Raw genomic sequence first — 25891 nt, 5'->3', positions numbered from 1 at the left:
TCTCATAGTTCAAAATTGGGCCGCGGACACGAACAGAGTTCACGTAGCGTTACGTTGACAGGCCGGTTTCGTCGGTCCAATCCCTGCACCGACATTTCGAAGACCAAGTGGATAGGCTCATGAAGGTACTCGTCCCGGTGAAACGGGTGATCGACTATAACGTCAAGGCCCGCGTCAAGGCGGACCAGACTGGCGTCGATCTGGCCAACGTCAAGATGAGCATGAACCCCTTCGACGAGATCGCCGTCGAAGAGGCCGTTCGGCTCAAGGAAGGCAAGGAGCATCACGCGGCGGGCACGGCGACGGAAATCGTCGTGGTCTCCATCGGCGTGACCCAGGCCCAGGAAACCCTGCGCACGGCCCTGGCCATGGGCGCCGATCGCGGCGTCCTGATCCAGTCGGACGCCGACCTGGAGCCGCTGGCCGTCGCCAAGCTGCTGAAGGCGGTGGTCGACGAGGAGAAGCCGGACCTGGTCCTGATGGGCAAGCAGTCGATCGACGGCGACAACAACGCCGTGGGTCAGATGCTGGCCGCCCTGCTGGACTGGCCGCAAGCCACCTTCGCCGGCAAGCTGGTGATCGGCGACGGCAAGGCGACCGTGACGCGTGAAGTCGATGGCGGTCTGCAGACCGTGGCGGCGACCCTGCCGGCCGTCGTGACCGTGGATCTGCGTCTGAACACGCCGCGCTACGCCAGCCTGCCCAACATCATGAAGGCCAAGAAGAAGGAGATCGCGGTCAAGGCGGTCGCCGACTACGGCGTCGATGTCGCGGATCGTCTGAAGGTCCTGAAGGTGACGGAGCCGCCGAAGCGTTCGGCGGGCGTCAAGGTCGCCGACGCGGCCGAACTGGTTTCCAAGCTCAAAGACGCAGGGGTTCTGTAATGGCCGTTCTCGTCATCGCCGACCACGACGGCGCGATCGTTCGCGACACCACCCACAAGACGGTGACGGCGGCTCTGGCCCTGTCGTCGGACGTGGATGTTCTGGTGCTCGGCAAGGGCGCTCAGGCCGTGGCCGACGCCGCCGCCAAGATCACTGGCGTGCGCAAGGTCCTGCTGGCCGAGGGCGACGCCGTGGCCCACGGCCTGGCCGAGGCCGTCGAAGCCACCGTCCTGCCGCTGGCCGCTGGCTACGACGCCATCCTGTCGCCCGCCACCACGGACGGCAAGAACTTCGCCCCGCGCCTGGCGGCCAAGCTGGACGTCGCGCCGATCTCGGACATCGTCGAGGTCGTCTCGGCTGATACCTTCGTGCGTCCGATCTACGCCGGCAACGCCCTGGAAACGGTGCAGTCGGCCGACGCCAAGAAGGTCATCACCGTGCGTCCGACGGCGTTCGCCGCCGCTGGCGAAGGCGGCTCGGCCTCGGTCGAGAGCGTCGCCGCCGGTGAAGCGCCCAAGACCGCCTTCGTCTCCGAGGAAATGGTCAAGTCGGACCGCCCCGAACTGGGCGCCGCCAAGATCATCGTCTCCGGCGGCCGCGCCCTGGGCTCGGCTGACGAGTTCCACGCCGTCATGGAGCCCCTGGCCGACAAGCTGGGCGCCGCCATCGGCGCCAGCCGCGCCGCCGTCGATGCGGGCTACGCCCCCAACGACTATCAGGTCGGCCAGACCGGCAAGGTCGTGGCCCCGGCCCTCTACATCGCCATCGGCATCTCGGGCGCCATCCAGCACCTGGCCGGCATGAAGGACTCCAAGGTCATCGTCGCCATCAACAAGGATGCCGACGCCCCGATCTTCCAGGTCGCCGACTACGGCCTGGTCGCCGACTACAAGACCGCCGTGCCGGAACTGATGGCCGCCCTGGGCTAAGGGCAGCTGTCACGCTGAACCTGAAGCGCGCCGGACGGGAGACCGTCCGGCGCGTTTTCAATTGGCTGTCTCCCTCCCCTTTGGGGGAGGGTGGCGCGCAGCGCCGGGTGGGGGCGGCCAGGCAAGTCAGCCGCGCCTCGGTATCGCCTCGCCCTCCCCACCCGGTCTTCGCTTCGCATCGACCACCCTCCCCGAACGGGGAGGGAGAGCTTGCACCGTTGAGCCTCGATGACGGACATAGGGGCATGACCGCCCGCCTTGCCATCAAGCTGACGCCCCGCGCCGCCGCCGACCGCATCGACGGCTGGGACGTGGACCCCGACGGGCGGCCCGTGCTCAAGATCCGCGTGCGCGCCCAGCCGGTCGAGGGCGAGGCCAACGCCGCCCTGACCGCCTTTCTGGCCAAGGCCCTAAGCGTGCCCAAGCGCGACGTGACCCTGGCGCGCGGCGGCCAGTCACGGCTGAAGATGATCGACATCGAGGGCCTGAGCGAGGGCGAGGTCCGCGACCGCTTGTCCCCCCACTGAACAAGATGGTCTGACATTTCCCCTTTACGGCGAGGCTGAACCTCCTTTGTATGCCGTCCCATTGTCTGCCCGTTGTCTGCGGGCGCGAGGGGGTCTCGCTCATGTTGCTTAACCGTCTGCGGGGCCCAAGCCTCGCTGTCCTTACCTGCGCGCTCGGCGCCCTGGCCCTGTCGGCCTGCGCCACGACCGGCGACGCCAAGCCCAAGACCGAGACGGCCTCGACCGCTCCTGCGTCCAAGGACCGCACCATGGCCCCCGGCCTGGACGGCTGGGCCAATGCGGATCCCTATCCCTCGACCTATCGCGGCCTGCCGCGTGAGAACCTGGCCCTGGTCGGGGCCACGGTCCTGACCGGCGCCGGTCAGAAGATCGAAGGCGGCGTGGTGATCATCACCGATGGCCGCATCGCCGCGGTCGGCGGGGCGAACACCCCGGTCCCGGCGGGCCACAAGGTGGTCGACGCGCGCGGCCGCTACGTCACGCCCGGCATCATCGACATCCACAGCCACCTCGGCGTCTATCCCTCGCCCGGCGTCATGGGCATGAGCGACGGCAACGAGGCCACCAATCCGAACACGGCCCAGGTCTGGGCCGAACATTCGATCTGGCCGCAGGATCCCGGCTTCAACACCGCCCGCGCCGGCGGGGTGACGACGCTCCAGATCCTGCCCGGCTCGGCCAACCTGTTCGGGGGGCGCGGCGTGACGGTGAGGAACGTGCCGTCTGTCACCATGCAGGGGATGAAGTTCCCGAACGCTCCCTATGGCCTGAAGATGGCCTGCGGCGAGAACCCGAGCCGCGTCTATGGCGGCCGCAACACCTCGCCGGCCACCGGCATGGGCAATGTCGCCGGCTATCGCGCCGCCTTCATCTCGGCTCGCGACTACAAGGACAAGTGGGACAAGTGGCGCGAGACGGGGCAGGGCACGCCCCCGACCCGCAACCTGCAGCTGGAGACGCTCGCCGGTGTTCTGGACGGCTCGATCCTGATCCAGAACCACTGCTACCGCGCCGACGAGATGGCGGTCATGCTCGATGTGGCCAAGGAGTTCGGTTACAAGGTCACCACCTTCCACCACGCGGTCGAGGCCTACAAGATTGCGCCGATGCTGGCGCGTGAGGGCGTCTGCGCCGCCATGTGGACCGGCTGGTGGGGCTTCAAGATGGAGGCCCTGGACGGCATCGAGGAGAACGCCGCCCTGACCGACGCGCCCGAGGGCTCCTGCGCCGTCATCCACTCCGACGACGCCGAACTGATCCAGCGCCTCAACCAGGAAGCCGCCGCCGCCCTGTCGGCGGGTCGCCGCGCCGGGATGAATATCTCGCAAGAGCACGCCATCCGCTGGATCACCCTGAACGCCGCCCGATCCATCGGCATCGACAAGGAGACGGGTTCGCTGGAGCCCGGCAAGCGCGCCGACGTGGTGATCTGGAGCGCCGATCCCTTCTCGGTCTACGCCCGCGCCGATCAGGTCTTCATCGACGGCGGTCTGGCCTTCGACCGGTCCAACCCCGCCTACCAGCCCGTATCCGATTTCGAACTGGGTCAGCCCGGCTTCGGCCAGGCCGCCGCCGGCGTCGCCCAGGGAGCTCGCTGAACCATGCGTATCCAAACTCTGCTTGCGGGCGCCGTCGCCGCGCTCGCCCTTGTCGGTCCCGCAGCGGCGCAGGACGTCGCCATCACCGGCGGCCGCGTCCTGACCGGCACCTCGGTGATCGAGAACGGCACCGTCGTCATCCGCAACGGCAAGGTCGTTTCCGTCGGGACCGGCGCGGCCCCGGCGGGCCTGCGCACCATCGACGCGCGCGGCCAGATCGTGGCCCCTGGCTTCGTCGCCGTGGACTCGGGTCTCGGCGGTTCGGAAGTCGGCTCGGTGCGCGGCTCCAACGACCTGTCGAACAACGCCAACACCCTGAGCGCGGCCTTCGACCTGTCCTACGGCCTGGACCCCTGGTCCTTCACCCTGCCGGTGGCCCGCCTCGGCGGCGTCACCCGCGCCGTGGTCACGCCCCAGCACGCAGGCTCGGGCGGCGGTCACAGCCATGACGACAGCGACTTCGCCGGGGCCGGTCACGGCGGCTATCAGTCGCCGGGTCTGTTCGCCGGCCAGGCCGCCGTCATCAAGCTGGGCGGCGCCGACATCCTGGTGAAGCCGCGCGTGGCCATGGTCGCCCCCTTCGGCGAAGCCGGCAAAGGCGTCGCCGGCGGCGCGCGCGGGGCCGAGTTCGTCCTGTTCAAGGAAACCCTGGCCGAGGTCCGCCTCTACGCCCGCAACAAGGCCGCCTATGACCGGGCCGCGCTGCGCGACCTGTCGCTGTCGCGCGCCGACCTTGAGGCCCTGATCCCGGTGGCCAACGGCGCCATGCCGCTGATCGTCAGCGTCAACCGCGCCTCGGACATCCAGCAGGTCCTTCGTCTGGCCCGCGAGGAAGGCGTCAAGGTCATCCTCGACGGCGCCGCCGAAGGCTGGCTGGTCGCGGATGAGATCGCGGCCGCCAAGGTCCCGGTCCTGCTGCACCCGATCACCAACCTGCCCGGCAATTTCGAAATGCGGGCGGCGCGGATGCAGAACGCGGCGGCGCTGAACGCGGCGGGCGTGGTCATCGCCATCAAGGGCAATGAGGGCTCGACCCACCGCGCCCGCGACATCCGCTACAACGCCGGCAACGCCGTCTCGCACGGCCTGCCGTTCGCGGCCGCCATCCAGGCCATCACGGTCAACCCGGCCCGCATCTTCGGCTTCGACGGCCAGTTCGGCGAGCTGAAGCCGGGCGCGGCGGGCGATGTCGTGGTCTGGTCGGGCGACCCGCTGGAACCCCTGAGTCAGCCTTCTGCGGTCTTCATCGACGGGGTGGAGCAGCCGCTGCAGGCCCGCAACCTGCTGCTGCGCGACCGCTACCGCACCGGCGGCGAGGGGGCCATGCCGGTGGCCTATCCGCAGTAAGCTCTTCGATTTTCTGCACCAGCATGAGCGCCGCGATCGAAAGGTCGCGGCGCTTTCTTCTTGTTTCCCTCTCCGGCGGGAGAGGGCTTGAGCCTCCCAGGGCGGAGCGATGGGTGAGGCGAAAGGGTGAGGGGCCAAGGCTTCAGTCGGCCGACCCCGTCGCGCGGCGGCTCACGCCGACTGAGAACGCCGACCCTCATCCGGCCCTTCGGGCCACCTTCTCCCATCGGGAGAAGGGACTGAAACGTGCGTCTTCTCCCCGTCGCCGCGACACGTCATAAGACGCCCATGCCCACCATCCTCTACATCGACGCTGACGCCTGCCCCGTGAAGGAAGAGGTCTATCGCGTAGGTCGCCGCTACGGCCTCAAGGTCTTCGTGGTCTCCAACGCCTGGATCAATGTCCCGCGCGAGCCGCTAATCGAACAGGTGGTGGTGGACGCCGGGCCTGACGTGGCCGACGACTGGATCGCCGAGCGGGCGGCGACCGGCGACATCGTCATCACCGCCGACATTCCCCTGGCTGACCGCTGCCTGAAATCCGGGGCCCAGGCGCTGAAGGCGAACGGTCAGCCCTTCACCCCCGATTCCATCGGCTCGGCCCTGGCCGGGCGCATGGTGGGCGAGCATCTGCGCTCCATGGGCGTCGCGACCAGCGGCCCGCCGCCCTTCTCCGCCGCCGACCGTTCGCGTTTCCTTCAGGCCCTGGACACGGCGGTCGTCCGTGCACGGAAAGCCGCTCCGTGAGCCGCATTCCCGAGGACGAGCTGGAGTTCCGCTTCTTCCGCTCGGGCGGTCCGGGCGGCCAGAACGTCAACAAGGTTTCGACCTCGGTCCAGATGCGCTTTGACGTGCGAAACTCGCCCAGCCTGACGGAGCCTGTCAAAGAACGCCTGATGAAGCTGGCGGGCAGCCGGCTGACGCTGGACGGGGTGATCGTCATCACCGCCGTGCGCTTTCGCACCCAGGAGCGCAACAAGGCCGACGCCGTCGCGCGGCTGGACGAAATGGTGGCCGAGGCCTCGATCAAGCCGGTCTATCGCGTGCCGACCCGGCCCACTCGGGCGTCCAAGGAGCGGCGGCTGAAGGGCAAGTCCACGCGCTCTGTCATCAAGAGCGGGCGCGGCAAGCCGTCGCTGGATTAGGGATCAGTCGCGCGCCGGGCGGAACAGCAGGCCGTTGATCAGGTCGTTGTCGTCGAAGGCGATGACCCAGTCGGTGGCCTGGTTGGCGAACACCACGCGGAACAGGTCGGCCCCGTCCTGCTGACCGACGAAATCGATGCTCTTCAGGGCGCCATAAGCTTTCACGCGCGGGGCCAATTCCGGCCCTTCGGCGCGAAACTGCGCCGCCAGGTTGGGGCTGAACACCGAATAGTCGACCTGACCGGACTGGAAGGCGACGATCGCAGCGCGCAGGGCCTCCTCCGACCGGGCTATGTCGGGCGCCACGGCGGGGGTGGTGGCGGGGGCGGCTGCGATCCGGGAGCCTTGCCCCGGCGTCGGCTCGTCAAAGGCGTTCGGCAGAGTGGCGGCCGCGGACTGCGCCGCAGCAGGCAGGGCGATCAGGGACGCGCCCAAGGCCGCCGCCGCAAGGATCGAACACTTCATCTGGGCAGGCTCCGAAGAAACGTCAGGTGACGATCATCGGCCAGAGTGTCAGGACCAAGGCGGCGACCGACGCACAGACGGCGACGGTGACGGCGGCGACCACCCAGGGCCGAGTTCCGGCCTTCTCGATCACAAACGCCTGAGATTGCGGCGGGTTCTGCACCAGACGCGACAAAGCCTTCAGGGCTGCGACAGCCTCTTCAATCGTCTCCTTCACCTGGGCCTGGGGGCCCAGTTCGCGCTTGATCCAGCGCTCGACCACAGGCTTGGCCGCCTCCCACAGGTCGTGGTCGGGATTGAGGCGCCGCGCCACGCCCTCGACCGAGACCATGGTCTTTTGCAGCAGCACCAGTTCCGGCCTCAGGTGCATGTCGAACAGGGCGGTGATCTCGAACAGCTGGCCCAGCAGGCGGCCCATCGACACCTGGCTGGCCTGGCGCCCGATCACCGGTTCTCCGACGGCGCGCAGGGCCTGGGCGAAGGTGTCGACCGAATGGTGCGGCGGCACGTATCCGGCCTCGAAGTGGACCCGGCTGATGCGGTCGTAGTCGCGGCTGATGAAGCCCCACAGGATCTCGGCCAGGTAGCGGCGCTCGGCCGGGCCCAGACGTCCGACGATGCCGAAGTCGATGGCGGTCAGCTGGGCCGGAGCGTCGGCGAACAGATTGCCCTCGTGCAGGTCGGCGTGGAAGACGCCGTGGTCCAGGGCCTGGATCAGGAAGGCGCGCACGACCTTGTCGGCCAGGGCGTCCTTGTCGAGGCCGGGCAGGGCCTCCAGCGCCGGGTCGGTCATCGGCAGGCCGGGGGCCCACTCCAGCGTCAGCACCCGCTTGCCCACGCCGTCCCAGACGATGGCGGGCGCCGACATATAGCCGTCCTTGGCCATGACCTCGGCCAGTTCCGAGGCGGCCGCCGCCTCCAGCCGCATGTCCAGTTCAAGCTGGAGCGAGCGGGCGATGATCTCGACAAAGGCCTGCGGCTCCAGCCGCCGGGCGGGCGCCACGAATTTCTGCACCAGCTTGGCGCCCAGACGCATGGAATCCAGACCGCGCGCCACGCGGCGCTCGACGCCGGGCCGCAGCACCTTGACCGCCACCTTGCGGCCGTCGGCCAGCCAGGCGGGGTGCGCCTGCGCCAGGGACGCAGCGGCGACGGGTTCGCCCAGATCGCGGAACAGGCTCTCGACGGGACGGCCCAGCGAACGCTCGATCTCGGCGCGGGCCTCCTCCAGCGGGAAGGGGGGCAGCTTGTCCTTCAGCCGGCCCAGATCCTTGGCGAACTGGATGCCGAAGATGTCGGCGCGGGTGGCCAGGACCTGACCCAGCTTGATGGCCACGGGGCCGAGATGCTCGAAGGCCTGACCGACGCGCTGGCCGGGGCGACCGGCGCGATGTTTCTTGCTGGCCAGCATCTGCACGGCGCCCGCGAACGGACGCGCCCAGACGGGCAGCAGGTGGGTCGCCTCGCGCGGGATCAGGGCGTCGTGACGCGCCAGCACCCAGCCCCAGCCGATCAGGCGGAGTGTCGCGCCCAGCGGATCGCGGACGGGTTCCGGCGTCGGGGCGGCGGGCGGGGTCTTGACGGACAGCCGGCTCAGATCGCCCACCCGTGGTGGATGGCCGCGATCCCGCCCGACAGGTTGGTGACGCTGACGCGGCTGAACCCGGCGTCCTCGATCATGCGCTTGAAGGTGGCTTGGTCGGGGAAGCGACGGATGCTCTCGACCAGATACTGATAGCTGTCACGATCCTTGGCCACCCATTCGCCGATGCGCGGAATGGCGTGGAAGGACCAGGCGTCATAGGCCTTGCGCAGGGCCTCGGTCGTGGGCCGCGAGAACTCCAGGCAGATGAAGCGTCCGCCCGGCTTCAGCGCGCGGCGCGCTTCCTTCAGGGCGCCCGCCACGTCGGACACATTGCGAATGCCGAAACTGATCGAATAGGCGTCCAGACAGGCGTCGGGGAAGGGCAGGTTCATGGCGTCGCCAACGCCCCAGGCCATCTCCGGCTCACCGCCCTTGGCCACGCCGTTCAGGATCATCTCGGCGTTGTAGTCCATGACGATGACGGTGGCGTCCTCGCCGCCGCGACGCTGCTGGGCCGCGCGCGCCATTTTGGAATAGCGCCGCGCCATGTCGCCGGTGCCGCCGGCCATGTCGAGGATGACCTCGCCGGGACGGGCGTTCAGCTTGGCCGCCGTGGCGTCCTTCCACAGCCGGTGCACGCCCGCGCTCATCAGGTCGTTCATCAGGTCATAGTTGGAGGCGACGGAGTTGAAGACGCCGCGCACCATCTGCACCTTTTCCTTGGCGTCCACGTCGCGGAAGCCGAAGGAGGAGGTCTTGCCGGAGGGGGATGAGGGATCGGCCTGGGTCATGACAGGGGGTGTAACGCCTCACGCGCGCGACGTCATCCGGGGAAGCGTCGCAGCCCTTTGAAAGCCCTCTCCCTCGAGGGGGGAGGGTTGGGTGGGGGTGAGGCCGCTGCCCTAGCCGGTCAGACACCGGAGACATCGCCCGCGTCGCCTCCCGCGCCATATCGTCGATCCTGGCGTCTACACCCCATCCCCGACCCTTCCCCCTCGAGGGGAAGGGAGAAGGCCGACTTGCCGCCAGTCGGGACGCGCGATACGCCTGAAGAAAATCAAGGAGACGCTCATGACCGCCGCCCTCGACGTGACCGAAGTTCTGTCGGGCCTGCCCGACTGGCGCCGCGCTGACGACCCGCGGCCGGCGATCGCGCGCTCGCTGAAGTTCGCCGACTTCAACGCCGCCTTCGGCTTCATGACCCGCGTCGCCCTGCTGGCCGACAAGGCGGACCACCATCCCGAATGGTCGAACGTCTACAACCGCGTCGAGGTCCTGCTGACCACCCATGACGCGGGCGGCGTGACCGAGCGCGATGTGGCCATGGCCCGCTTCATCGACGAGATCACCAAGGGCCAGATCGCATGACCGGCCGCGTCGCCGGCAAGACCGCCCTCATCACCGGGGCGGCGGGCGGTCTGGGTCAGGCCATGGCGCGGATGCTGGTGCGCGAAGGGGCCAGGGTCGCCGTCTCCGACCGCGACCTGAACGGCGCGCGGGCCCTGGCCGACAGCATCAACGCCGAGCATCCGGGTTCCGCCTTCGCCTATGAGCACGACGTGACGCGCGAGGACGACTGGGTCCGCGTGGTCGCCGCCGCCGCCGAGGACATGGGCGGCCTGTCCATCCTGGTGAACAACGCCGGCATCGGCGGCCAGCTGGCCTGGGCCGAGCAGGACACGCTGGAGAACTGGCGGTTGGTTCAGGCGGTCAACATCGAGTCCGTCATGCTGGGCTGCAAGCACGCCATGCCGCACCTGCGGGCTTGCGGCGCGGGCTCCATCGTCAACATCTCTTCCATCGCCGGACTGGCGGCGGCGCCGGGCATGGGCGCCTACAACGCCACCAAGGCGGCGGTCTGGCTCTATACCAAGACGGTGGCGCTGGAGGCGGCCAAGGCCGGCTGGAACGTGCGCGCCAACTCGGTCCACCCGGTCTTCATCAAGACGCCCATCCTCGACCCCTTCGTTGCCATGGCCGGCGGCGACGAGACGACGGCGCATGAAAAGCTGGCGCGCGGCATCCCTCTGAAGCGCATCGGCGAGCCCGACGACGTGGCCTACTGCGTCCTGTACCTGGCCTCGGACGAGTCCAAGTTCGTCACCGGCGCCGAGTTCAAGATCGACGGCGGCATGACGGCGCAGTGACTTAAAATCCCGCTCATCCCCGCGGAGGCGGGGACCCAGTAAGAGCTTCACACGCTGCAGTCTGGATAGGCTTTGTGATGATCGGCGACCGAAACGCTCGCAGCCAAAGTACTGGGTCCCCGCCTCCGCGGGGATGAGCGGATACATTGAACTCCAAGAAAAACGCCCCGGCCTTTCGACCGGGGCGTTCTCATGTTCAGGCCTCGCCGTCGCGGAGACGTTTCAGGTCCGGCGCCAGGGCCTCGTCCGTCAGCAGGGCGATGGCCTCCTCGACGGTGACGATGGTCTGGGCCTGGCTGCCCAGGCGGCGGATGGCGACCTTGCCCTCCTCGGCCTCCTTGCGGCCGACGACGGCGATGGCGGGCACCTTGCCGACCGAGTGCTCGCGGATCTTGTAGTTGATCTTCTCGTTGCGCAGGTCGGTCTCGACCCGCAGGCCGGCCGCCCGGAACTTGGCCGCCACCTCTTCGGCATAGCCGTCGGCGTCCGAGGTGATGGTCGCCACCACGGCCTGGGTCGGCGCCAGCCACAGCGGGAAGGCCCCGGCGTAGTTCTCGATCATGATGCCGATGAAGCGCTCGAACGACCCCAGGATCGCGCGGTGCAGCATGACCGGGCGGTGCTTCTGGCCGTCCTCGGCGATATAGGTCGCGTCCAGACGGTCGGGCAGGACATAGTCCAGCTGGATCGTGCCGCAGGTCCATTCGCGGCCGATGGCGTCCTTGACGATGAAGTCCAGCTTGGGCGCGTAGAAGGCGCCGTCGCCCTCGGCGATCACCACATCAACCCCGGCGTGGCGGGCGGCTTCGGCCATCTGGGCCTCGGCCTTGTCCCAGAACTCGTCCGAACCGGCGCGCACCTCGGGACGGGTGGCCAGGTTGATGTAGGCCGTCTCCATGCCGAGGTCGGCGTGGACCGACTGGGCCAGCTTGATGAACTCGGCCGTCTCGTCGACGATCTGGTCTTCGCGGCAGAAGATGTGGGCGTCGTCCTGGGTGAAGCCGCGCACGCGCATCAGGCCGTGCAGCGAACCCGACGGTTCATAGCGGTGGCAGGCGCCGAACTCGGCCATGCGCAGCGGAAGTTCGCGGTACGACCGCTGGCCCTGATCGAAGATCTGCACGTGGCCGGGGCAGTTCATCGGCTTCAGGGACAGGGTCTCGCCCTCCACCGTCTCGCAGACGAACATGTTGGGGCGGTACTTCTCCCAGTGGCCCGAGGCCTCCCAGAACTTGCGGTCCAGAACCTGCGGCGTTTTGACCTCGACATAGCCGGCGGCGTCCAGACGGCGGCGCATATAGGCCTCCAGCACGCGCCACAGGACCCAGCCCTTGGGGTGCCAGAAGACCATGCCGCGGCCCTCTTCCTGCATGTGGAAGAGCTCCATGGCGCGGCCCAGCTTGCGGTGGTCGCGCTTCTCGGCCTCTTCGATGCGCAGCAGATAGGCGTCCAGGTCCTCCTTGGTCGCCCAGGCGGTGCCGTAGATGCGCTGCAGCTGGGCGCGCGAGGAATCGCCGCGCCAGTAGGCGCCGGCCAGCTTGGTCAGCTTGAAGGCCTTGCCGACGAACTTGGTGGTCGGGAAGTGCGGTCCCCGGCACAGGTCGGCCCAGTCGCCCTGCTTGTAGACGGTGATGGTCTCCGTGCCCGGCAGGTCGCGGATCAGCTCGGCCTTGTAGGTCTCGCCCACCGACTCGAAATGCTTGATCGCCGTGTCGCGGTCCCAGACCTGACGCTCCAGCGGCGCGCCCCGGTCGATGATCTCGCCCATCTTCTTTTCGATCTTGGCGAAGTCGTCGGTCGAGAAGGGCTCGTCGCGGGCGAAGTCGTAATAGAAGCCATCCTCGATGGCCGGGCCGATGGTGACCTGGGTGCCGGGGAACAGCTCCTGCACGGCTTGCGCCAGCACGTGGGCCGCGTCGTGGCGGATGGTCTCCAGCGCCTCGGGATCGTCGCGCATCAACAGGCGGAAGTCGCCGTCTCCGTCGATGACGCGGTCCAGGTCGCGCTGCTCGCCGTTCCAGACGACCAGGGCCGCCTTCTTGGCCAGCGAGGGCGAGATGGCGGCGGCCACGTCGCGGCCCGTCGAGCCGGCCGGATACTGACGCACGGCGCCGTCGGGGAATTTCAGTTCGATCATGACGGTCGTTCTTTTTCGATCTTGGCGGGCGGCACGGGATCATAGCCCGAACCGCCGAAGGGATGGCATTTACAGAGACGGCGCACGGTGAGCCATCCCCCCCGAACCGGACCGTGCTGGAGCAGGGCGTCGCGCCCATAGTCCGAACAGGTCGGCAGAAACCGGCACGACTGGCCGAAGAAGGGGGACAGCGTCACCTTATAGCCCCGATGGGCCGCGCGGACGCTGCGTTCGTAGAGAGACATCTGTCCCTTCGCCGGGGGCTCTGTTTCGGGTTCGCGCCGCTTATCCCTCTTCATGGCAGGGGGATCAACCGGACGACGCCTCAGGCCGCGCCGGCGAGGCGAGTTCGCGTATCGCTGTGGTGTTTCTCGAGCGCCTGATTCACCGCATCCAGCGTGGCTTCCAGCGCCACCATGGTCGAGGCGTGGCGCGCCGGATAGTCAGCCACCTGCTTCAGCACACGCAGACCCTCGAACCGCCCGACCGGGCCCTCGCCGCCGGATTTCAGCATAGCCAACATGGCGTCTCTGGCCTCAAGAATCTCCGCCGCCGAGGCGCCGAGGATGCTCTCGCCCACCACGCCCGCCGCCGCTTGACCCAGGGCGCAAGCCTTCACCGTCTGGGCGAATTCCTTGATGCGGCCCTCGGCGTCCAGCGTCACGTCCACGATGGCCTTGGACCCGCACAGCTTGGCCACGCGCTCGGCGGTGCCATGCGGTTCCGCCAGCCGCCCGCTGTGCGGCAGGTTGGCCGCGAGCGACAGGATACGCGCGCTGTAGAGGTCGTCGATCATGGGGAGAAGATAGGGCTTTCGGAGCAGAGAGAGAAGAGCGCGACGCCTCTCCCTCCCCCTTGGGGGAGGGTGGTCGCGCAGCGACCGGATGGGGAGGGCGCGGTGATACGGAACGCAGCGGCTGATTTGCCTTGCCGCCCCCACCCGACTTCGGCCTGACGGCCTCAGCCACCCTCCCCCAAGTGGGAGGGAGAGGCGCGGCGTTTGTCTTCAGCCGCCCTGCACCGAGGACCAGGTGCGGGCCGATCCGGCGGTCTCGGCGACCGGAATGGATGCCCCCGCCGCCGCCGTCCGCTCGGCCAGCCAGCGCAGGTTGGCGTCGGCAGCCTCCGGCGGCAGGTCGCGGCGGAGGATCTGCTCCGCCTCGGCGGTCTTGCCCTGCAGGCCCAGAGCCAGAGCCAGGTTCTGGCGCACCTTCAGGGTCGCGTTCGGCTGGGCGGCGGCGCGGCGCAACAGGATTTCAGCCGACGGCGCATTGCCCTCGCCCATCTGGGCGATGGCGGCGTTGGTCAGGACGTCGGGATTGTCGGGGGACAGGCGCAGGGCCTCATTCCAGGCCGCCTTGGCGTCGTCGGGACGGCGCACCTGCTGATAGGCCACGCCCAGCAGCGACAGGGGCCGCCAGTCGCGCGGGGCGGCGGCGCGCGCCTGTTCCAGAGCGTTGATGCCATAGAAGGCCTGACCGCGCGCGATATGGGCGCGGCCGACCTCCAGCATGGCCTCGACGTTGGCGGGCTGGACGGTCAGGACGTTCTGCGCTGTTTCGGCGGCCTGATCGAACTGGCCCATTTCGCGCAGCGCCTGCGCCATGCGGACCCCGGCGATGGGGTCCATCGGATTGATCTGTTGCTCGTTGGACCAAAAGACCGAGCGGCTGAGGGCGTCGGCGCGGTCATAGCTGGCGCGCGTCGCGGCGTCGGCGGGTTTGCGGGCGGGCGCGGCTTGAGCCGTCGCGGGGGCAGGGGTTTGCGCCTGAACAGCGCCCGACAGACCCATAAGGGCCAGCGTCATGGTTGCGGCGGCGGCGGCGGTGCGCGACATGGAGAGGGTCCGGACGGTTTCCTGCGGCCCCAGCGTCGCGCCTCCGGGTCAAGGTTTGGTTAATCGGCCTTAACGGCCGGAAAGGCTCGCCCCATGTCCGTGGTTCACTCCGACCTGCTGATCGCCGCTTCCGATGCTGCGCGTCCTGTACGCGTGATCGCGCAAGGGCAGGGGCTGAGCGGCAAATCGGTCGCCTGGGCCGAGGCCAACGGCTTCACCGGCAAGGCGGGTCAGCTTCTGATCGTGCCCGGCGACGACGGCGCGCCGCTTGAGGCCCTGTTCGGCGCCGGCGACGTCTTCGAGCCGATGACCGCCCGGTCCCTGCCGACCCGTCTGCCCGCCGGCGACTGGCGCCTCGACGGTGTCGAGGGTGAAGCGGCCCAGCAGGCGGCTCTGGCCTTCGCCCTCGGCGGCTATCTGTTCGACCGCTACAAGGCCCGCCCCGAGCGCGGTCGTGCGCGTCTGGTGGCGCCCGTCGGCCTCGATCTGACCGAGGCGCTGAATATCGCCGCCGCCGCCGCCCTGGCCCGCGAGATGGTCGACACCCCCGCCGCCGACATGGGGCCGTTGCAGATCGAGACCATCGCCCGCGAGATCGCGCAAGGCTCGGGCGCGACCCTGACCGTCACGACCGGCGACGCCCTGCTGGAGGAAAACTACCCCGCCGTCCACGCCGTCGGCCGCGCCGCCGCTCCGCATCGCGCCCCGCGCGTGCTGGAGATCGGCTGGAAGCTGGACCGGACCGACCTGCCGCTGGTGGCCCTGGTCGGCAAGGGGGTGGTGTTCGACACCGGCGGTCTGGACCTCAAGCCCGCCGCCGGGATGCGCAACATGAAGAAGGACATGGGCGGTTCGGCCCATGCCCTGGCGCTCGGCCGTCTGATCATGCAGGCTGACCTGCCGGTGCGTCTGGTGGTCCTGGTCGCCGCCGTCGAGAACGCGGTCTCCGCCGACGCCTTCCGCCCCGGCGACATCCTGAACAGCCGAAAAGGCCTGACCATCGAGATCGGCAATACCGACGCCGAAGGCCGCCTGATTCTGGCCGATGTGTTGACGCGGGCGGGCGAGCATGAACCCGACCTGACGCTGGACTTCGCCACCCTGACCGGGGCGGCGCGCATGGCGCTCGGCCCCGAACTGCCGCCCCTCTATACCGACGACGAGGCCCTGGCCGAGGGCATCCTCAGCGCTGGCCGGGCGGTGGGCGATCCCCTGTGGCGGATGCCCTTGTGGGCTGGCTATCGCGCCGCGCTGGACAGCGAGATCGCGGATGTCCGCAATGATTCCGCCGCCTGGGCCCAGGCCGGGTCGGTGACGGCGGCCCTCTTCCTGCAGAAGTTCGCCCCGACGACGGGATCGTGGGCCCACATGGACATCTTCGCCTGGAACCCGCGCGCCCGTCCCGGACATCCTGAGGGCGGCGAGGCGCAAGGCTTGCGCGCCTGCTATCGCTATCTGCGCGACCGATTCGCGAAATAGTCGAGGCCGTTAACGCCCGATTTGGCTTCGGCGTTTACATATGGCGGTTCACCCGCGTGAACCGCCGCTGAGGCCCTGTTTGTCCGATCTTCTGGCCCTTATCCCGCCCGGCCCGCCTCTGATCCTTCGGGATGGAGACCGGATCGTGCTGGCCGAGCAGGCGCTGGAAGGCCTGATGCGGGCCGAGGCCTATCGCCGCACCGAGGCCATGCATTGCCGGGTTCCGGTGGCCGACATCCTGTCGGACGCGGATCACCGCATCGACCAGCTGCTGCACGGCGAGGCCTTCGACGTTCTGCATCGTCAGGGCGAGCGCGCCTGGGGTCGGGCGCGCCGCGACGGCGTGGTCGGCTGGGTGGCCCTCGATGTTTTGTCGCCCGGCGCGCCTCTGGCCAGCCGCCGCGTCGCCTCCGTCACCGCCGCCCTGCCGCTGAACGCCCTGGTGGGCGAGGCCGCCGAGGGCGTCGCCGACGCCGATCTGCAACCCGTTGGCGATTTTGAGCGCGAGCCGGTCGCCGTGGCCGAACGTCTGCTGGGCCGCCCCCATGCGCTGGGCGCCCGTTCGTCTTTCGAGACCGACTGTTCGGGTCTGGTGCAGCAGGCCCTGCTGGCCTGCGGTCTTCCCGGCCCGCGCCGTTCGGACGCCCAGGCCGATCTGGGCCGCTCCATCGCCCGAGACGCCGCCCAGCGCGGCGATCTGGTCGTCTGGATGGCCCCGAACCGCGACCAAGACTGGACCGGCCACTCGGCCATCATGGTCGATGCCGATCAGGTCATCCACGCAACCGGCGCCCACGGCGGCGTGGTCATCGAAGCCTTGGCCGAAGTCGAGGCCCGGCTGACCGGCGAAGGCTTCGCCTCGGCCGTGTTCCGGCGGATCTAAGCCACAATAATCCGCTCATCCCCGCGGAGGCGGGGACCAAGTCCTTTGGCTGCATCCGCTGCACCGAAGTCTTGTCGGTGTGTCCGTGGCTCTCACTGGGTCCCCGCCTCCGCGGGGATGAGCGGATAGGGGGACCTGACCACAAAACGCAGAAAAGGCGACCCGAAGGCCGCCTTTCCCGTCGTCTCGAATGTCTGAGCTTACGCCGTCGGGGCGCTGGTCGCGGCCGGCGGGGCGGCCGGGGTCGCCTGGGTCGTGGCCGGAGCCGCACCCTCGGCGGCCGGAGCGGCCTCCGTGGCGGCGGCGCCTTCAGCAGCCGGAGCCGCGCCGTCAGCGGCCGGAGCCGCAGCAGCGCCCGGTTGACGCGCCGGGTCAGAGGCCGGGATGGCGAAGCCGCCCGAGCCTTGCGTGCGCAGCCAGGCGATCAGGTTGATGCGGGTCTTCTCGTCGCGGATGCCGGCGAAGGACATCTTGGTGCCGGGGATGTAGCGGCCCGGCGCGGTCAGGAAGGCGTCGATCTGGTCATAGCCCCAGGTCGGGGCCTCGGCCTTGTGCTTGGCCATGGCGTCCGAATAGGCGAAGCCCGCACGGTGCATCACGGGACCGCCCATGACGCCGTTCAGGTTCGGGCCGATGCCGTCGGCGCCGCCCGCGTTGACCGTGTGGCAGGCCTGGCAGCGCGCGAAGGCGGCTTCACCGGCGGCCAGGTCGGCGGTCGGCAGAACCGTGCCCCAGTCGATCGGCAGGGCGGCCGGTTCGGCGCCTGCGGCTTCGTCCGGCGCGTCCACGAAGTAGCCCATCTTCTCAGGCTGCTTGGTGTGATAGACCATGCCAGACACTTGCTGGACCACCAGGATCACAAAGGCGGTGCCCAGGCACGCGCCCATAATCTTGTTCCACTTCAGATCGCCGCTCATGCGCGTCGTCGCTTCCCGTATCTAATGAGCCCCCCCACCACGGAAGCGGTGTCAGGCATATTCTTGCGTGGGCGTCTCTTACACGCTAGCGCGACCTTCGCAACCGGCCCGGGTGTTTCCGGGCGTCACAGGACGCGTCAAGTCGATGAATCCGCTGATATTGATACCCGCTCGCATGGCGGCGACCCGTTTGCCGGGCAAGCCGCTGGCCGATATCGGCGGCAAGCCGATGATCGTGCGCGCCTGGGAACAGGCGGCCCTGTCCGGGTTTCGCGTCGCCGTGGCGGCGGGCGATCCCGAAATCGTCGAGGCGGTCGAGGCGGCGGGCGGGCTGGCCGTGCTGACCGATCCTGACCTGCCCAGCGGCTCGGACCGCATCCGGGCGGCGGTCGAGGCAGTCGATCCCGACGCCGCCCACGATCTGGTCATCAACATCCAGGGCGACATGCCCTTCGCCTCGCCCGATCTGGCGCGGGCCTGCGCCGATCTGCTGGCGCGAGAATCGGCCTGCGACATCGCCACCCTGGTCGCGGCTGAAGCCGAGATCTCTGACCGCACCAATCCCGACGTGGTCAAGGCGGTCCTGGCCTTGCCGGAAGGGCAGACCAGCGGGCGGGCTCTCTACTTCACCCGCTCAACGCTTTACGGCGACGGCCCGATCTGGCGCCACGTCGGCGTCTACGGTTATCGCCGCGAAGCTCTGATGCGCTTCTGCGCCGCTCCCCCGTCGCCGCTGGAAAAGCGCGAAAAGCTGGAGCAGTTACGCGCCCTGGAAATGGGCCTGCAAATCTGGGCCTCGGTGATCGCGGACGCCCCGCTGTCGGTGGACAATCCGGCGGATCTGGAAGCGGCCAGAAGGCTGGCCTGAACCTGCTTTCTCCCTCCCCTTCATGGGGAGGGTGGTCGCGCAGCGACCGGGTGGGGAGGGCGCGGCGACACGGAACGCCGCGTCTGACTTGCTCAAGCGCCCCCACCCGTCTGCCGCTTCGCGTCAGCCACCCTCCCCATGAAGGGGAGGGAGAGGCGCGGCGCCTACTCCCCCTCCGCCCACGCCTCCAGCAACCGCCGCGCGATCGCGAACGGCGGCGGCGCATGGATCGTCCCATGCGTCCCGGCCAGCACCGCCCGCGCCTCGGCTCGCGTCAGCCAGGCCACGGCCTCCAGCTCGGTCTGATCCGGGGCGGCGTTGTCGTCCGTGACCTCGGCGATCAGGCCGATCATGAGCTGGGCCGGGAAGGGCCAGGGCTGGCTCGAATGATAGGCCACGCCCGACACCGTCAGCCCCGCCTCCTCCATCACCTCGCGGGCGCAGGCCTCCTCGATGGATTCGCCCGGCTCCATGAAGCCGGCCAGGGCCGACATCCGACCCTCGGGCCAGGCGGCCTGACGCCCCAGCAGGCAGCGCGGTTCGGCGCCGCCCTTATAGACCGGCAGCATGATGACGACCGGATCGACGCGCGGAAAATGCTCGACCCCGCAGGCCGCACAGACCCGCCGCCAGCCGCCCGAGGCCTGATCCGTGGCCTTGCCGCAGGCGGCGCAGAAGCCGTGACGACGGCGCCAGTCGAACAGGCTCTTGGCCGTGCCCGCGATGGCCACATCGGCTTCCGGCAGGGCCGCCGCCGCCGCGCGCATCTCGATGAACTGACCCAGGCCGCCGGCGGGACCGCTGGTCGGGTCGATGGAGCCCTCGAACTCGATGGCGAAGACCGGCGCCCCCTTCCACAGGCCCAGGAAGAGATCGCGGTCCGGGACCAGATCGCGCGCATGGCCCAGCGCCAACCAGACCAGGCGCTGTCCGCCCTCATGATCCTCGACCAGGGGCCGTCCCTCCCACAGCACCATGGCCAGGGCCTCGGGATTGGCTTCCTGCTCGCCCAGCCAGGCGATGTCGTTGCGAAGGTCGCCCGAGCGGTCGAGCGGATTGCCGGAGAAGACGTGGGTATGGGACATGGCCGCTTCATACCCCCGACAAGACGACGCGGGGAGGGGTCTTGATTCCCGCGTCGCCAACCGTCATATCCCTCCTCGGAGATCGCGGGCGAAGGCTTCGCCAACCTGGTCAGGGCCGGAAGGCAGCAGCCACAACGAATTCACCTTCGGGTCGCGGTCTCTACCTCCTTTTTTGCGCTACGCTCGCGACTCGGTCGCTCGCCGCTTGAGCGCGATTTTCAGACTATTCAGACGAATTGGACTCTGTTTTTTAGCAGGGCTCTTGGCGACGTCTCGCAAGCTTCACGGAACCGGAATCGCTCTGGCCCGCTGAAAGGACTTCACCTTTCAGGAGCAGGCGAATGAGCGTTCTCGGGTCCATCCTCGGCGGCATCTTCAAGAAAAAGAAGGCAGAGCCGGCCCCCGCCGCGCCGGTCGCGCCCGCGCCGACCGCAGCCCCCGTCCAGCCCCAGGTCACGGCCGCCGCCGCCACCGCGCCCCAGCCCGCGCCTGAGGTCGATGTCGCCGGCATCCTCGACTTCATGAACGACCAGAAGGCGCAAAAGCTGAACTGGCGCACCTCCATCGTCGACCTGATGAAGCTGGTCGGGCTGGAATCCTCGCTGGCCGAGCGCAAGGAACTGGCCGACGAGCTGGGCTATACCGGCGACAAGTCCGACAGCGCCGCGATGAATATCTGGCTGCACGCCCAGGTGATTCAGAAGATCCGCGACAACGGCGGCCGTCTGCCCACCGATCTGTAAGGCTACCCCTTCTGCCGTCATCCTCGGGCGCCCGCAGGGCGACCCGGGGACCCAGGCGTCAGCGCCGTGACGCGGCTGCGCGATTGACGGTGCATATCGGCCAAGCGGAGGATGCGCTGGCGGCTTGCGCGCGCTAAGACAGGATCATGAGCGACGTCGATCCGAGTCTTGATGGCCCTCCCTGGGAGGAGGACGTTCCCGAGCGGGACGAGAACACCGACGACATGTTCGGCGCGCCCCCGGCTGCGCCCGAGCCTGTAGCGACCCCGGGCGCCGAATCCGCCCCAACGCCCGCACCCGCTCCGGCCAAGGCCGAGCCCTTCGCGGACGAGCCCGCCGACGACGGCGCCTATAAGGTTCTGGCGCGCAAATACCGCCCGCGCACCTTCGAGGACCTGATCGGCCAGGAGGCCATGGTCAGGACGCTGACCAACGCCTTCGCCACCGGCCGTATCGCCCACGCCTTCATGCTGACCGGGGTGCGGGGCGTCGGCAAGACGACGACTGCCCGTCTGCTGGCCCGGGCCCTGAACAACGAAACCGACGTCATCGACAAGCCGTCGCTGAGCCTGACGGCGCACGGTCGCCACGACGCCTCCATCATGGCCGGCCAGCACATGGACGTCATGGAGATGGACGCCGCCAGCCACACCGGCGTCAACGACATCCGCGACATCCTGGAGAGCGTCCGCTACGCGCCGGTCGAGGCCCGCTACAAGGTCTATGTCCTCGACGAGGTTCACATGCTGTCGACGCAGGCGTTCAACGCCCTGCTGAAGACGCTGGAAGAGCCGCCGCCCCACGCCAAATTCATCTTCGCCACCACCGAAATCCGCAAGGTCCCGGTGACCATCCTGTCGCGCTGCCAGCGTTTCGACCTGCGCCGTGTCGAGCCCGAGGTCCTGGTCGGCCACCTGGGCCGCATCGCCGACCGCGAAGGCATGAAGATCGAGCAGGAGGCGCTGGCGCTGATTTCCCGCGCCGCCGAGGGTTCGGTCCGCGACGGCCTGTCCTTGCTGGATCAGGCTCTGGTTCAGGCCGAGAGCGGGGCGACGGTGCAGACGGCGACCGTGCGCGACATGCTGGGTCTGGCCGACCGCACCCAGACCATCGCCCTGTTCGAATCCGTCATGGCCGGGCGCACGGCCGAGGCGCTGGAAAACTTCCGCACCCTCTACGGCTATGGCGCCGATCCGGTGCAGGTGACGAACGACCTGCTGGAGCACTGCCACGCGGCGTCGGTCGCCAAGATGCTGGGCCCCAACGCCACCCGCCTGCCCAATGATCAGGCGCAGAAACTGACGGCGTTGGGGGCGGCCATCTCCGCCGGAACCCTGTCGCGGACCTGGCAGATGCTGTTGAAAGCCCTGGACGAGGTGCGGCGCGCGCCCAACCCCGCCGACGCCGTGGAAATGGCCATCGTCCGCCTGGCCTACGCCGCTGACCTGCCCGGCCCGGAAGAGGCGCTGAAGGCCATCCAGTCGGGCGGGACCCTGCCGGGCGGCGGCGGCGCGGGCGGTCCGCGCGGCGGCGGCGGAGGCGGCGGCGCCTCGGCCATGCTGGCGGCGCGGCCCATGGCCCAGCCGGCCCTGCCCGACCCGCAGACCTTCGAGGCGGTGGTCGCCCTGATCGGCGAGAAGCGTGAAATCACGCTGCAGATGGACGTGGAACGCTACGTCCGGCCGGTGTCGTTCAAGCCGGGCGCCATCGTCTATGAACCCGCACAGGGCTCGCCCGTCGATCTGGCGCGGCGTCTGGCCTCGCGGCTCAAGGAATGGACCGGCCGCACCTGGCTGATCGCCGCCAATGGTCAGGGCGGCGGCGAGACCCTGATCGAGGTCGAGAAAAAGGCCCGCTCCGCCCGCCGTGCGGCGGTCGAGGCGGACCCCTTCGTCGTCTCCATCATGCAGGCCTTCCCCGGCGCCGAGATCAAGGACATCAAGACCCTGGCGCCGGCGGTGGAAATGCCCGCCATCCCGGAAGACGACGAGGTCGGCGAAGAGGATTAGCCGTCAGCCCGGAAGCCCGCAGGGCTGTCCGGGACCGCGGGAAACGCGGCGTCTTGGGCGGTCCCGGATCGGCGCTGCGCGCCGTCCGGGATGACGATCACTGGCTTACAGAATCTGCGCGGCTTCCTCGAAGTCGAGGCGGGGCGAGCGCGGGAACAGGTTCTCGTCCGTGCCGTAGCCCAGGTTCATGATGAAGTTCGGCTCGACCTTGCTGTCCGGGAAGAAGTCGGCCTTCACGCCGGCCGCGTCAAAGCCCGACATCGGACCCACATCCAGACCCAGGGCGCGGGCCGCGATGGTCAGGTAACCGCCCTGCAGCGAGGCGTTGCGGAAGGCGGCCTCCCGACGACCGGCCTCGTCCAGGAACCAGTCGCGGGCGCCCGGCGCGTGCGGGAACAGCTTGGGCAGGGTGTCGTGGAAATCGATGTCCTGACCGATGATCAGGTTGACCGGCGCAGCCAGGGTCTTGGCGCGGTTGCCCTCGCTCATGTGGACGGACAGACGGGCCTTGGCCTCAGGCGAGGTGACGAAGACGAAGCGCGCCGGCGTGGCGTTCACCGCCGTCGGGCCGAACTTGGTCAGGTCGTAGAGCTTCCGGATGATGTCTTCGGACACCGGCCGGTCGCTCCAGCCGTTGCGCGTGCGCGCCTCGGTGAACAGCTGGGCCAGAACGGTGTCGGACACCGGAACGTCGCGGGCGGGAAGGGCGTCGAAAGCCATGGGAGAACCTCCTGAACAGGATTAGCAACTTGTATGGTTGCTATTTGGCTCATCCGTCGATCAGGTCAAGGGCAATCCATACAAAAACTGTTGCGGATGTCGGCCGGCGTTCTGGGGGCCTTCTGTCGCGGGGGCTGGAGCCGAGCCGCGGATCGCCCTATCTAGAGGGGATGAAAGACCTCAACGCCCTGATGCAACAGGCCCAGGCCATGCAGCAAAAGCTGCAGGACGCCCAGGCCAAGATGGCCGAAACCACTGCCGAGGGCACCTCTGGCGGCGGCCTTGTCACCATCGCCCTGAAAGGCCCCGGCGAGATCACCGCCGTGAAGATCGACGACAGCCTGATGACGCCCGGCGAGGGCGAGATCCTAGCCGACCTGATCGTCGCCGCTCACGCCGACGCCAAGCGCAAGCTGGACGAGGTCAACAGCGCCCTGATGCGCGAGGCCGCCGGCCCCATGGCCGGGATGAACATTCCCGGAATGCCGAAACTCTTCTGATGGCCGCTTCCGCCGGGCCGGAAATCGAACGGCTCATCAGCCTGCTGGCCAAGCTGCCGGGCATGGGCCCGCGCTCGGCCCGGCGCGCGGCCCTGGCCCTGTTGAAGCGGCGCGAGCAGCTTCTCGTGCCGCTGGCCGCCTCGTTGACCGAGACGGCGGCCAAGGTCGTCAACTGCTCGATCTGCGCCGCGCCCGACACGCGCGATCCCTGCTCGATCTGTTCCGACACCAGCCGCGACAACGCCCTGATCTGCGTGGTCGAGGAGGCCGGCGCCCTTTGGGCCATGGAGCGCTCCGGCGCTTTTCGCGGCAAGTATCATGTCCTGGGCGGCCTGCTGTCGGCCCTGGACGGCGTCGGTCCCGAACAGTTGCGTATCGCCGAACTGATTGGCCGCGTCAGGGGAGGCGAGATGGGGGGCGGCGAAGCGCGCGAGGTCGTCCTGGCCCTGCCCGCCACCGTCGACGGCCAGACCACGGCGCATTATCTGGCCGAACGCCTGTCAGCGGCGGGCGTGGAGGTCACCTCTCTGGCGCGCGGCGTCCCCGTCGGCGGCGAACTGGACTGGCTGGACGACGGCACCATCATCCAGGCCCTGCGGGCGAGGCGGCCCGCTTAACATTTCCCTCTCCCGATGGGAGAGGGCTTGAGCCTCGGAGAGCCGAAGGCGATCCGCCAGGCGAAAGGGTGAGGGCCGTCTCTGTCAGTCGGCGTAAGCCGTCGCGCAGCGGCCTTCGACCGACTTCACCCTTGAACCCTCACCCTTTCGCGCAAGAACGATCGCTGACGCTCTCGTGCGCTCAAGCCCTCTCCCATTGGGAGAGGGCGCTTTTAACGGGGTCCGACTCCGGCTAGGAACGGAGCATGAACACGCTCGAACTCATCCTGCTGGTCGTCGCTGTGGCCGCTGTCGCCGGCTTCTTCTGGGCCTTCATGGGCTGGCAGAAGACGAAAGGCGCGCTCGACGCCGCCGACGCCCGGCTGGAGCTGATGGAGGAGAGCCGCGATTCCATGGCGGAGTTCCTCAAGGCTCAGGCCTCGCAGTCGGCGGAGGCCGTGGCGACCAAGCTGGTGGCCCGCGCCACCGAGACCTTTCAGGCCCAGGACCGCGTCGCCCGTGAACGGATGGAGGCCCAGCTCAAGCCCGTCTCCGAAACCCTGGCCAAGTTTCAGGAGCACGTCGCCGCCCTGGAGAAGACCCGCGCCGAGGACACCGGCGGGCTGAAGGAGCAGTTGGCCGCCCTGATGACCGCCTCGACCGCCACCCGCGACGAGGCGCGCCGTCTGACCGAGGCCCTGAAGGGCAACACCGGGCGTCGCGGCCGCTGGGGCGAGCAGACCTGCCGCAATGTGCTGGAGGCCGCCGGCATGGCCGGGCGCTTCGACTTCGAGGAGCAGAACTCCTCGGCCAATGACGAGGGCCGTCAGCAGCGCCCCGACTTTATCGTCAAACTGCCCGGCGGCGGCATGTTCGTCATCGACGCCAAGGTCTCCTTGGCCTTCGCCGACGAGGCCGACGGCGACGAGGAAGCCCAAGGCAAGGCCATGTCGGCCCGCACCGCCGCCAGCATGAAGACCCACGTGCGCCAGCTGTCGTCCAAGGCCTATCAGGACCAGTTCAAGCCCAGTCCCGACTTCGTCGCCATGTTCGTGCCCGGCGACGCCTTCCTGTCCGCCGCCCTGGATCACGAGCCGGACCTGATGACCCAGGCCATGGCCTCGCGCGTCGTCATCGTCACCCCGACCACCCTGTTCGCCCTGTGCAAGGCCGTCGCCTACGGCTGGCGCGCCGAGGAGCAGGCCAAGAACGCCGAGGACGTCGCCAAGCTGGGCAAGGAGCTTTACAAGCGCCTGTCGGTCATGGGCGGCCACGCCGCCTCGGTCGGCCGGGCGCTGGAAACCGCCGTCGGCAAGTACAACCAGTTCGTCGGCTCGCTGGAGAGCCAGGTCATGGTCTCGGCCCGCCGCTTCGAGGACCTGCAGGTCGACCACGAGGGCAAGGAGCTGCCCGAACTGCCCGCCGTCGAGCAATCGCCGCGCACCCTCAGCCGTCCAGAACTGCTGAACGCGCCTGTCGCGGAGTAGGGC

General features: G+C 68.9%; 27 protein-coding genes and 1 other RNA gene. 18 read left to right on the top strand and 10 right to left on the bottom strand.

What is annotated here, in order from left to right:
• The first annotated feature begins 119 nt into the window (after positions 1 to 119).
• The 7 genes from HNP51_RS01865 to arfB all read left to right on the top strand — a co-directional run bounded on the left by HNP51_RS01865 (position 120) and on the right by arfB (position 6430).
• Positions 120 to 884, top strand: coding sequence for an electron transfer flavoprotein subunit beta/FixA family protein (locus HNP51_RS01865; protein ID WP_178825243.1), 765 nt, complete (start codon positions 120 to 122; stop codon positions 882 to 884).
• Positions 884 to 1813, top strand: coding sequence for an electron transfer flavoprotein subunit alpha/FixB family protein (locus HNP51_RS01860; protein WP_184266410.1), 930 nt, complete (start codon positions 884 to 886; stop codon positions 1811 to 1813). Before HNP51_RS01865 ends, HNP51_RS01860 begins: the two co-directional genes overlap by 1 nt.
• A gap of 245 nt (positions 1814 to 2058) precedes the next feature.
• Positions 2059 to 2340: a DUF167 family protein gene (locus HNP51_RS01855; RefSeq protein WP_184266408.1), complete on the top strand. Its 282-nt coding sequence runs from the start codon at positions 2059 to 2061 to the stop codon at positions 2338 to 2340.
• A 101-nt stretch (positions 2341 to 2441) separates the two neighbouring features.
• Positions 2442 to 3938, top strand: a complete 1497-nt coding sequence (locus tag HNP51_RS01850; RefSeq protein WP_184266406.1) for an amidohydrolase — start codon at positions 2442 to 2444, stop codon at positions 3936 to 3938.
• A 3-nt stretch (positions 3939 to 3941) separates the two neighbouring features.
• Complete coding sequence (locus HNP51_RS01845; RefSeq protein ID WP_184266404.1) at positions 3942 to 5285, top strand: amidohydrolase family protein; 1344 nt, start codon at positions 3942 to 3944, stop codon at positions 5283 to 5285.
• Positions 5286 to 5573: 288 nt separating this feature from the next.
• On the top strand, positions 5574 to 6032 hold the full coding sequence (locus HNP51_RS01840) for a YaiI/YqxD family protein (RefSeq protein ID WP_184267517.1): 459 nt from the start codon (positions 5574 to 5576) through the stop codon (positions 6030 to 6032).
• Positions 6029 to 6430, top strand: coding sequence for an alternative ribosome rescue aminoacyl-tRNA hydrolase ArfB (gene arfB / locus HNP51_RS01835; RefSeq protein WP_184266402.1), 402 nt, complete (start codon positions 6029 to 6031; stop codon positions 6428 to 6430). Before HNP51_RS01840 ends, arfB begins: the two co-directional genes overlap by 4 nt.
• Before the next feature lie 3 nt (positions 6431 to 6433).
• Here arfB and HNP51_RS01830 read toward each other — a convergent pair whose 3' ends face one another.
• The 3 genes from HNP51_RS01830 to HNP51_RS01820 are packed head-to-tail and all read right to left on the bottom strand — an operon-like array spanning position 6434 to position 9271.
• Complete coding sequence (locus HNP51_RS01830; protein ID WP_184266399.1) at positions 6434 to 6895, bottom strand: hypothetical protein; 462 nt, start codon at positions 6893 to 6895, stop codon at positions 6434 to 6436.
• A 22-nt stretch (positions 6896 to 6917) separates the two neighbouring features.
• Positions 6918 to 8501: a 2-polyprenylphenol 6-hydroxylase gene (gene ubiB, locus HNP51_RS01825; protein ID WP_184266398.1), complete on the bottom strand. Its 1584-nt coding sequence runs from the start codon at positions 8499 to 8501 to the stop codon at positions 6918 to 6920.
• Positions 8489 to 9271 (bottom strand): class I SAM-dependent methyltransferase, encoded by a 783-nt coding sequence (locus HNP51_RS01820; RefSeq protein WP_184266397.1) that lies wholly within the window; start codon positions 9269 to 9271, stop codon positions 8489 to 8491. The genes ubiB and HNP51_RS01820 overlap by 13 nt, the downstream gene beginning before the upstream one ends.
• Positions 9272 to 9551: 280 nt before the next feature.
• On the opposite strand from HNP51_RS01820, the gene HNP51_RS01815 reads away from it, so the two are divergent.
• Positions 9552 to 9848 (top strand): 4a-hydroxytetrahydrobiopterin dehydratase, encoded by a 297-nt coding sequence (locus HNP51_RS01815; protein WP_184266396.1) that lies wholly within the window; start codon positions 9552 to 9554, stop codon positions 9846 to 9848.
• Positions 9845 to 10627 carry an SDR family oxidoreductase gene (locus HNP51_RS01810; protein ID WP_184266395.1) on the top strand — a complete coding sequence of 261 codons (783 nt, stop codon included), beginning with the start codon at positions 9845 to 9847 and terminating at the stop codon, positions 10625 to 10627. The genes HNP51_RS01815 and HNP51_RS01810 overlap by 4 nt, the downstream gene beginning before the upstream one ends.
• 196 nt (positions 10628 to 10823) lie before the next feature.
• On the opposite strand, the gene thrS is transcribed toward HNP51_RS01810, so the two are convergent.
• The 4 genes from thrS to HNP51_RS01790 form a co-directional block, all read right to left on the bottom strand.
• Positions 10824 to 12764: a threonine--tRNA ligase gene (gene thrS, locus HNP51_RS01805; RefSeq protein ID WP_184266393.1), complete on the bottom strand. Its 1941-nt coding sequence runs from the start codon at positions 12762 to 12764 to the stop codon at positions 10824 to 10826.
• A complete protein-coding gene (yidD, locus tag HNP51_RS01800; protein ID WP_105562548.1) occupies positions 12761 to 13009 on the bottom strand; it encodes a membrane protein insertion efficiency factor YidD in 249 nt (82 codons plus the stop codon). Before yidD ends, thrS begins: the two co-directional genes overlap by 4 nt.
• An 80-nt stretch (positions 13010 to 13089) precedes the next feature.
• Positions 13090 to 13560, bottom strand: coding sequence for an iron-sulfur cluster assembly scaffold protein (locus HNP51_RS01795; RefSeq protein ID WP_184266391.1), 471 nt, complete (start codon positions 13558 to 13560; stop codon positions 13090 to 13092).
• 210 nt (positions 13561 to 13770) lie between these two features.
• Positions 13771 to 14601 carry a tetratricopeptide repeat protein gene (locus HNP51_RS01790; RefSeq protein WP_184266389.1) on the bottom strand — a complete coding sequence of 277 codons (831 nt, stop codon included), beginning with the start codon at positions 14599 to 14601 and terminating at the stop codon, positions 13771 to 13773.
• A gap of 93 nt (positions 14602 to 14694) precedes the next feature.
• Between HNP51_RS01790 and HNP51_RS01785 the strand changes: the two genes are divergently transcribed.
• Both HNP51_RS01785 and HNP51_RS01780 read left to right on the top strand, forming a co-directional pair.
• On the top strand, positions 14695 to 16080 hold the full coding sequence (locus HNP51_RS01785) for a M17 family metallopeptidase (protein WP_184266386.1): 1386 nt from the start codon (positions 14695 to 14697) through the stop codon (positions 16078 to 16080).
• 79 nt (positions 16081 to 16159) lie between these two features.
• Positions 16160 to 16963 carry a C40 family peptidase gene (locus tag HNP51_RS01780; RefSeq protein WP_260398282.1) on the top strand — a complete coding sequence of 268 codons (804 nt, stop codon included), beginning with the start codon at positions 16160 to 16162 and terminating at the stop codon, positions 16961 to 16963.
• A gap of 200 nt (positions 16964 to 17163) precedes the next feature.
• Here the strand turns inward: HNP51_RS01780 and HNP51_RS01775 are convergent, their stop codons facing one another.
• Complete coding sequence (locus HNP51_RS01775) at positions 17164 to 17880, bottom strand: cytochrome c family protein (protein WP_184266382.1); 717 nt, start codon at positions 17878 to 17880, stop codon at positions 17164 to 17166.
• A 145-nt stretch (positions 17881 to 18025) separates the two neighbouring features.
• Here HNP51_RS01775 and HNP51_RS01770 point away from each other — a divergent pair, with 145 nt between their 5' ends.
• Complete coding sequence (locus HNP51_RS01770; RefSeq protein ID WP_184266380.1) at positions 18026 to 18748, top strand: 3-deoxy-manno-octulosonate cytidylyltransferase; 723 nt, start codon at positions 18026 to 18028, stop codon at positions 18746 to 18748.
• Positions 18749 to 18912: 164 nt separating this feature from the next.
• Here the strand turns inward: HNP51_RS01770 and nudC are convergent, their stop codons facing one another.
• Positions 18913 to 19833, bottom strand: a complete 921-nt coding sequence (gene nudC / locus HNP51_RS01765) for an NAD(+) diphosphatase (RefSeq protein WP_184266378.1) — start codon at positions 19831 to 19833, stop codon at positions 18913 to 18915.
• Positions 19834 to 19906: 73 nt separating this feature from the next.
• On the opposite strand from nudC, the gene ffs reads away from it, so the two are divergent.
• From ffs to HNP51_RS01750, 3 genes are all read left to right on the top strand, one after another.
• An RNA gene (ffs, locus tag HNP51_RS01760) (signal recognition particle sRNA small type) lies at positions 19907 to 20002 on the top strand.
• A 172-nt stretch (positions 20003 to 20174) separates the two neighbouring features.
• Positions 20175 to 20576: a DUF3597 domain-containing protein gene (locus HNP51_RS01755; RefSeq protein ID WP_184266376.1), complete on the top strand. Its 402-nt coding sequence runs from the start codon at positions 20175 to 20177 to the stop codon at positions 20574 to 20576.
• Positions 20577 to 20722: 146 nt separating this feature from the next.
• Complete coding sequence (locus HNP51_RS01750; protein ID WP_184266374.1) at positions 20723 to 22585, top strand: DNA polymerase III subunit gamma/tau; 1863 nt, start codon at positions 20723 to 20725, stop codon at positions 22583 to 22585.
• 105 nt (positions 22586 to 22690) lie between these two features.
• Here HNP51_RS01750 and HNP51_RS01745 read toward each other — a convergent pair whose 3' ends face one another.
• Entirely contained in the window at positions 22691 to 23305 is a 615-nt protein-coding gene (locus HNP51_RS01745; RefSeq protein ID WP_184266372.1) for a malonic semialdehyde reductase, read from the bottom strand.
• Between the two features lie 170 nt (positions 23306 to 23475).
• Between HNP51_RS01745 and HNP51_RS01740 the strand changes: the two genes are divergently transcribed.
• The 3 genes from HNP51_RS01740 to HNP51_RS01730 all read left to right on the top strand — a co-directional run bounded on the left by HNP51_RS01740 (position 23476) and on the right by HNP51_RS01730 (position 25888).
• Entirely contained in the window at positions 23476 to 23805 is a 330-nt protein-coding gene (locus HNP51_RS01740) for a YbaB/EbfC family nucleoid-associated protein (protein ID WP_184266370.1), read from the top strand.
• Complete coding sequence (gene recR / locus HNP51_RS01735; RefSeq protein ID WP_184266367.1) at positions 23805 to 24422, top strand: recombination mediator RecR; 618 nt, start codon at positions 23805 to 23807, stop codon at positions 24420 to 24422. Before HNP51_RS01740 ends, recR begins: the two co-directional genes overlap by 1 nt.
• Positions 24423 to 24667: 245 nt before the next feature.
• Entirely contained in the window at positions 24668 to 25888 is a 1221-nt protein-coding gene (locus tag HNP51_RS01730) for a DNA recombination protein RmuC (protein ID WP_184266364.1), read from the top strand.
• Positions 25889 to 25891 lie beyond the last annotated feature (3 nt).

Origin of the sequence: Brevundimonas bullata, from assembly GCF_014207965.1 — a bacterium.
In the GTDB taxonomy this organism is placed as follows: Bacteria; Pseudomonadota; Alphaproteobacteria; order Caulobacterales; family Caulobacteraceae; genus Brevundimonas; species Brevundimonas bullata_A.
The sequence above is the reverse complement of the archived record's forward strand: the minus strand, read 5'-3'. Positions and strand labels throughout refer to the sequence as shown.

What these genes read in the sequence shown, in the direction of transcription:
- HNP51_RS01865 (WP_178825243.1), top strand. Translation starts at nt 120, where the DNA reads ATGAAGGTACTCGTCCCGGTGAAACGGGTGATCGACTATAACGTCAAG.
- HNP51_RS01860 (WP_184266410.1), top strand. Translation starts at nt 884, where the DNA reads ATGGCCGTTCTCGTCATCGCCGACCACGACGGCGCGATCGTTCGCGAC.
- HNP51_RS01855 (WP_184266408.1), top strand. Translation starts at nt 2,059, where the DNA reads ATGACCGCCCGCCTTGCCATCAAGCTGACGCCCCGCGCCGCCGCCGAC.
- HNP51_RS01850 (WP_184266406.1), top strand. Translation starts at nt 2,442, where the DNA reads ATGTTGCTTAACCGTCTGCGGGGCCCAAGCCTCGCTGTCCTTACCTGC.
- HNP51_RS01845 (WP_184266404.1), top strand. Translation starts at nt 3,942, where the DNA reads ATGCGTATCCAAACTCTGCTTGCGGGCGCCGTCGCCGCGCTCGCCCTT.
- HNP51_RS01840 (WP_184267517.1), top strand. Translation starts at nt 5,574, where the DNA reads ATGCCCACCATCCTCTACATCGACGCTGACGCCTGCCCCGTGAAGGAA.
- HNP51_RS01830 (WP_184266399.1), bottom strand. Translation starts at nt 6,895, where the DNA reads ATGAAGTGTTCGATCCTTGCGGCGGCGGCCTTGGGCGCGTCCCTGATC.
- HNP51_RS01820 (WP_184266397.1), bottom strand. Translation starts at nt 9,271, where the DNA reads ATGACCCAGGCCGATCCCTCATCCCCCTCCGGCAAGACCTCCTCCTTC.
- HNP51_RS01815 (WP_184266396.1), top strand. Translation starts at nt 9,552, where the DNA reads ATGACCGCCGCCCTCGACGTGACCGAAGTTCTGTCGGGCCTGCCCGAC.
- HNP51_RS01810 (WP_184266395.1), top strand. Translation starts at nt 9,845, where the DNA reads ATGACCGGCCGCGTCGCCGGCAAGACCGCCCTCATCACCGGGGCGGCG.
- thrS (WP_184266393.1), bottom strand. Translation starts at nt 12,764, where the DNA reads ATGATCGAACTGAAATTCCCCGACGGCGCCGTGCGTCAGTATCCGGCC.
- yidD (WP_105562548.1), bottom strand. Translation starts at nt 13,009, where the DNA reads ATGTCTCTCTACGAACGCAGCGTCCGCGCGGCCCATCGGGGCTATAAG.
- HNP51_RS01795 (WP_184266391.1), bottom strand. Translation starts at nt 13,560, where the DNA reads ATGATCGACGACCTCTACAGCGCGCGTATCCTGTCGCTCGCGGCCAAC.
- HNP51_RS01790 (WP_184266389.1), bottom strand. Translation starts at nt 14,601, where the DNA reads ATGTCGCGCACCGCCGCCGCCGCCGCAACCATGACGCTGGCCCTTATG.
- HNP51_RS01785 (WP_184266386.1), top strand. Translation starts at nt 14,695, where the DNA reads ATGTCCGTGGTTCACTCCGACCTGCTGATCGCCGCTTCCGATGCTGCG.
- HNP51_RS01775 (WP_184266382.1), bottom strand. Translation starts at nt 17,880, where the DNA reads ATGAGCGGCGATCTGAAGTGGAACAAGATTATGGGCGCGTGCCTGGGC.
- HNP51_RS01770 (WP_184266380.1), top strand. Translation starts at nt 18,026, where the DNA reads ATGAATCCGCTGATATTGATACCCGCTCGCATGGCGGCGACCCGTTTG.
- nudC (WP_184266378.1), bottom strand. Translation starts at nt 19,833, where the DNA reads ATGTCCCATACCCACGTCTTCTCCGGCAATCCGCTCGACCGCTCGGGC.
- HNP51_RS01755 (WP_184266376.1), top strand. Translation starts at nt 20,175, where the DNA reads ATGAGCGTTCTCGGGTCCATCCTCGGCGGCATCTTCAAGAAAAAGAAG.
- HNP51_RS01750 (WP_184266374.1), top strand. Translation starts at nt 20,723, where the DNA reads ATGAGCGACGTCGATCCGAGTCTTGATGGCCCTCCCTGGGAGGAGGAC.
- HNP51_RS01745 (WP_184266372.1), bottom strand. Translation starts at nt 23,305, where the DNA reads ATGGCTTTCGACGCCCTTCCCGCCCGCGACGTTCCGGTGTCCGACACC.
- HNP51_RS01740 (WP_184266370.1), top strand. Translation starts at nt 23,476, where the DNA reads ATGAAAGACCTCAACGCCCTGATGCAACAGGCCCAGGCCATGCAGCAA.
- recR (WP_184266367.1), top strand. Translation starts at nt 23,805, where the DNA reads ATGGCCGCTTCCGCCGGGCCGGAAATCGAACGGCTCATCAGCCTGCTG.
- HNP51_RS01730 (WP_184266364.1), top strand. Translation starts at nt 24,668, where the DNA reads ATGAACACGCTCGAACTCATCCTGCTGGTCGTCGCTGTGGCCGCTGTC.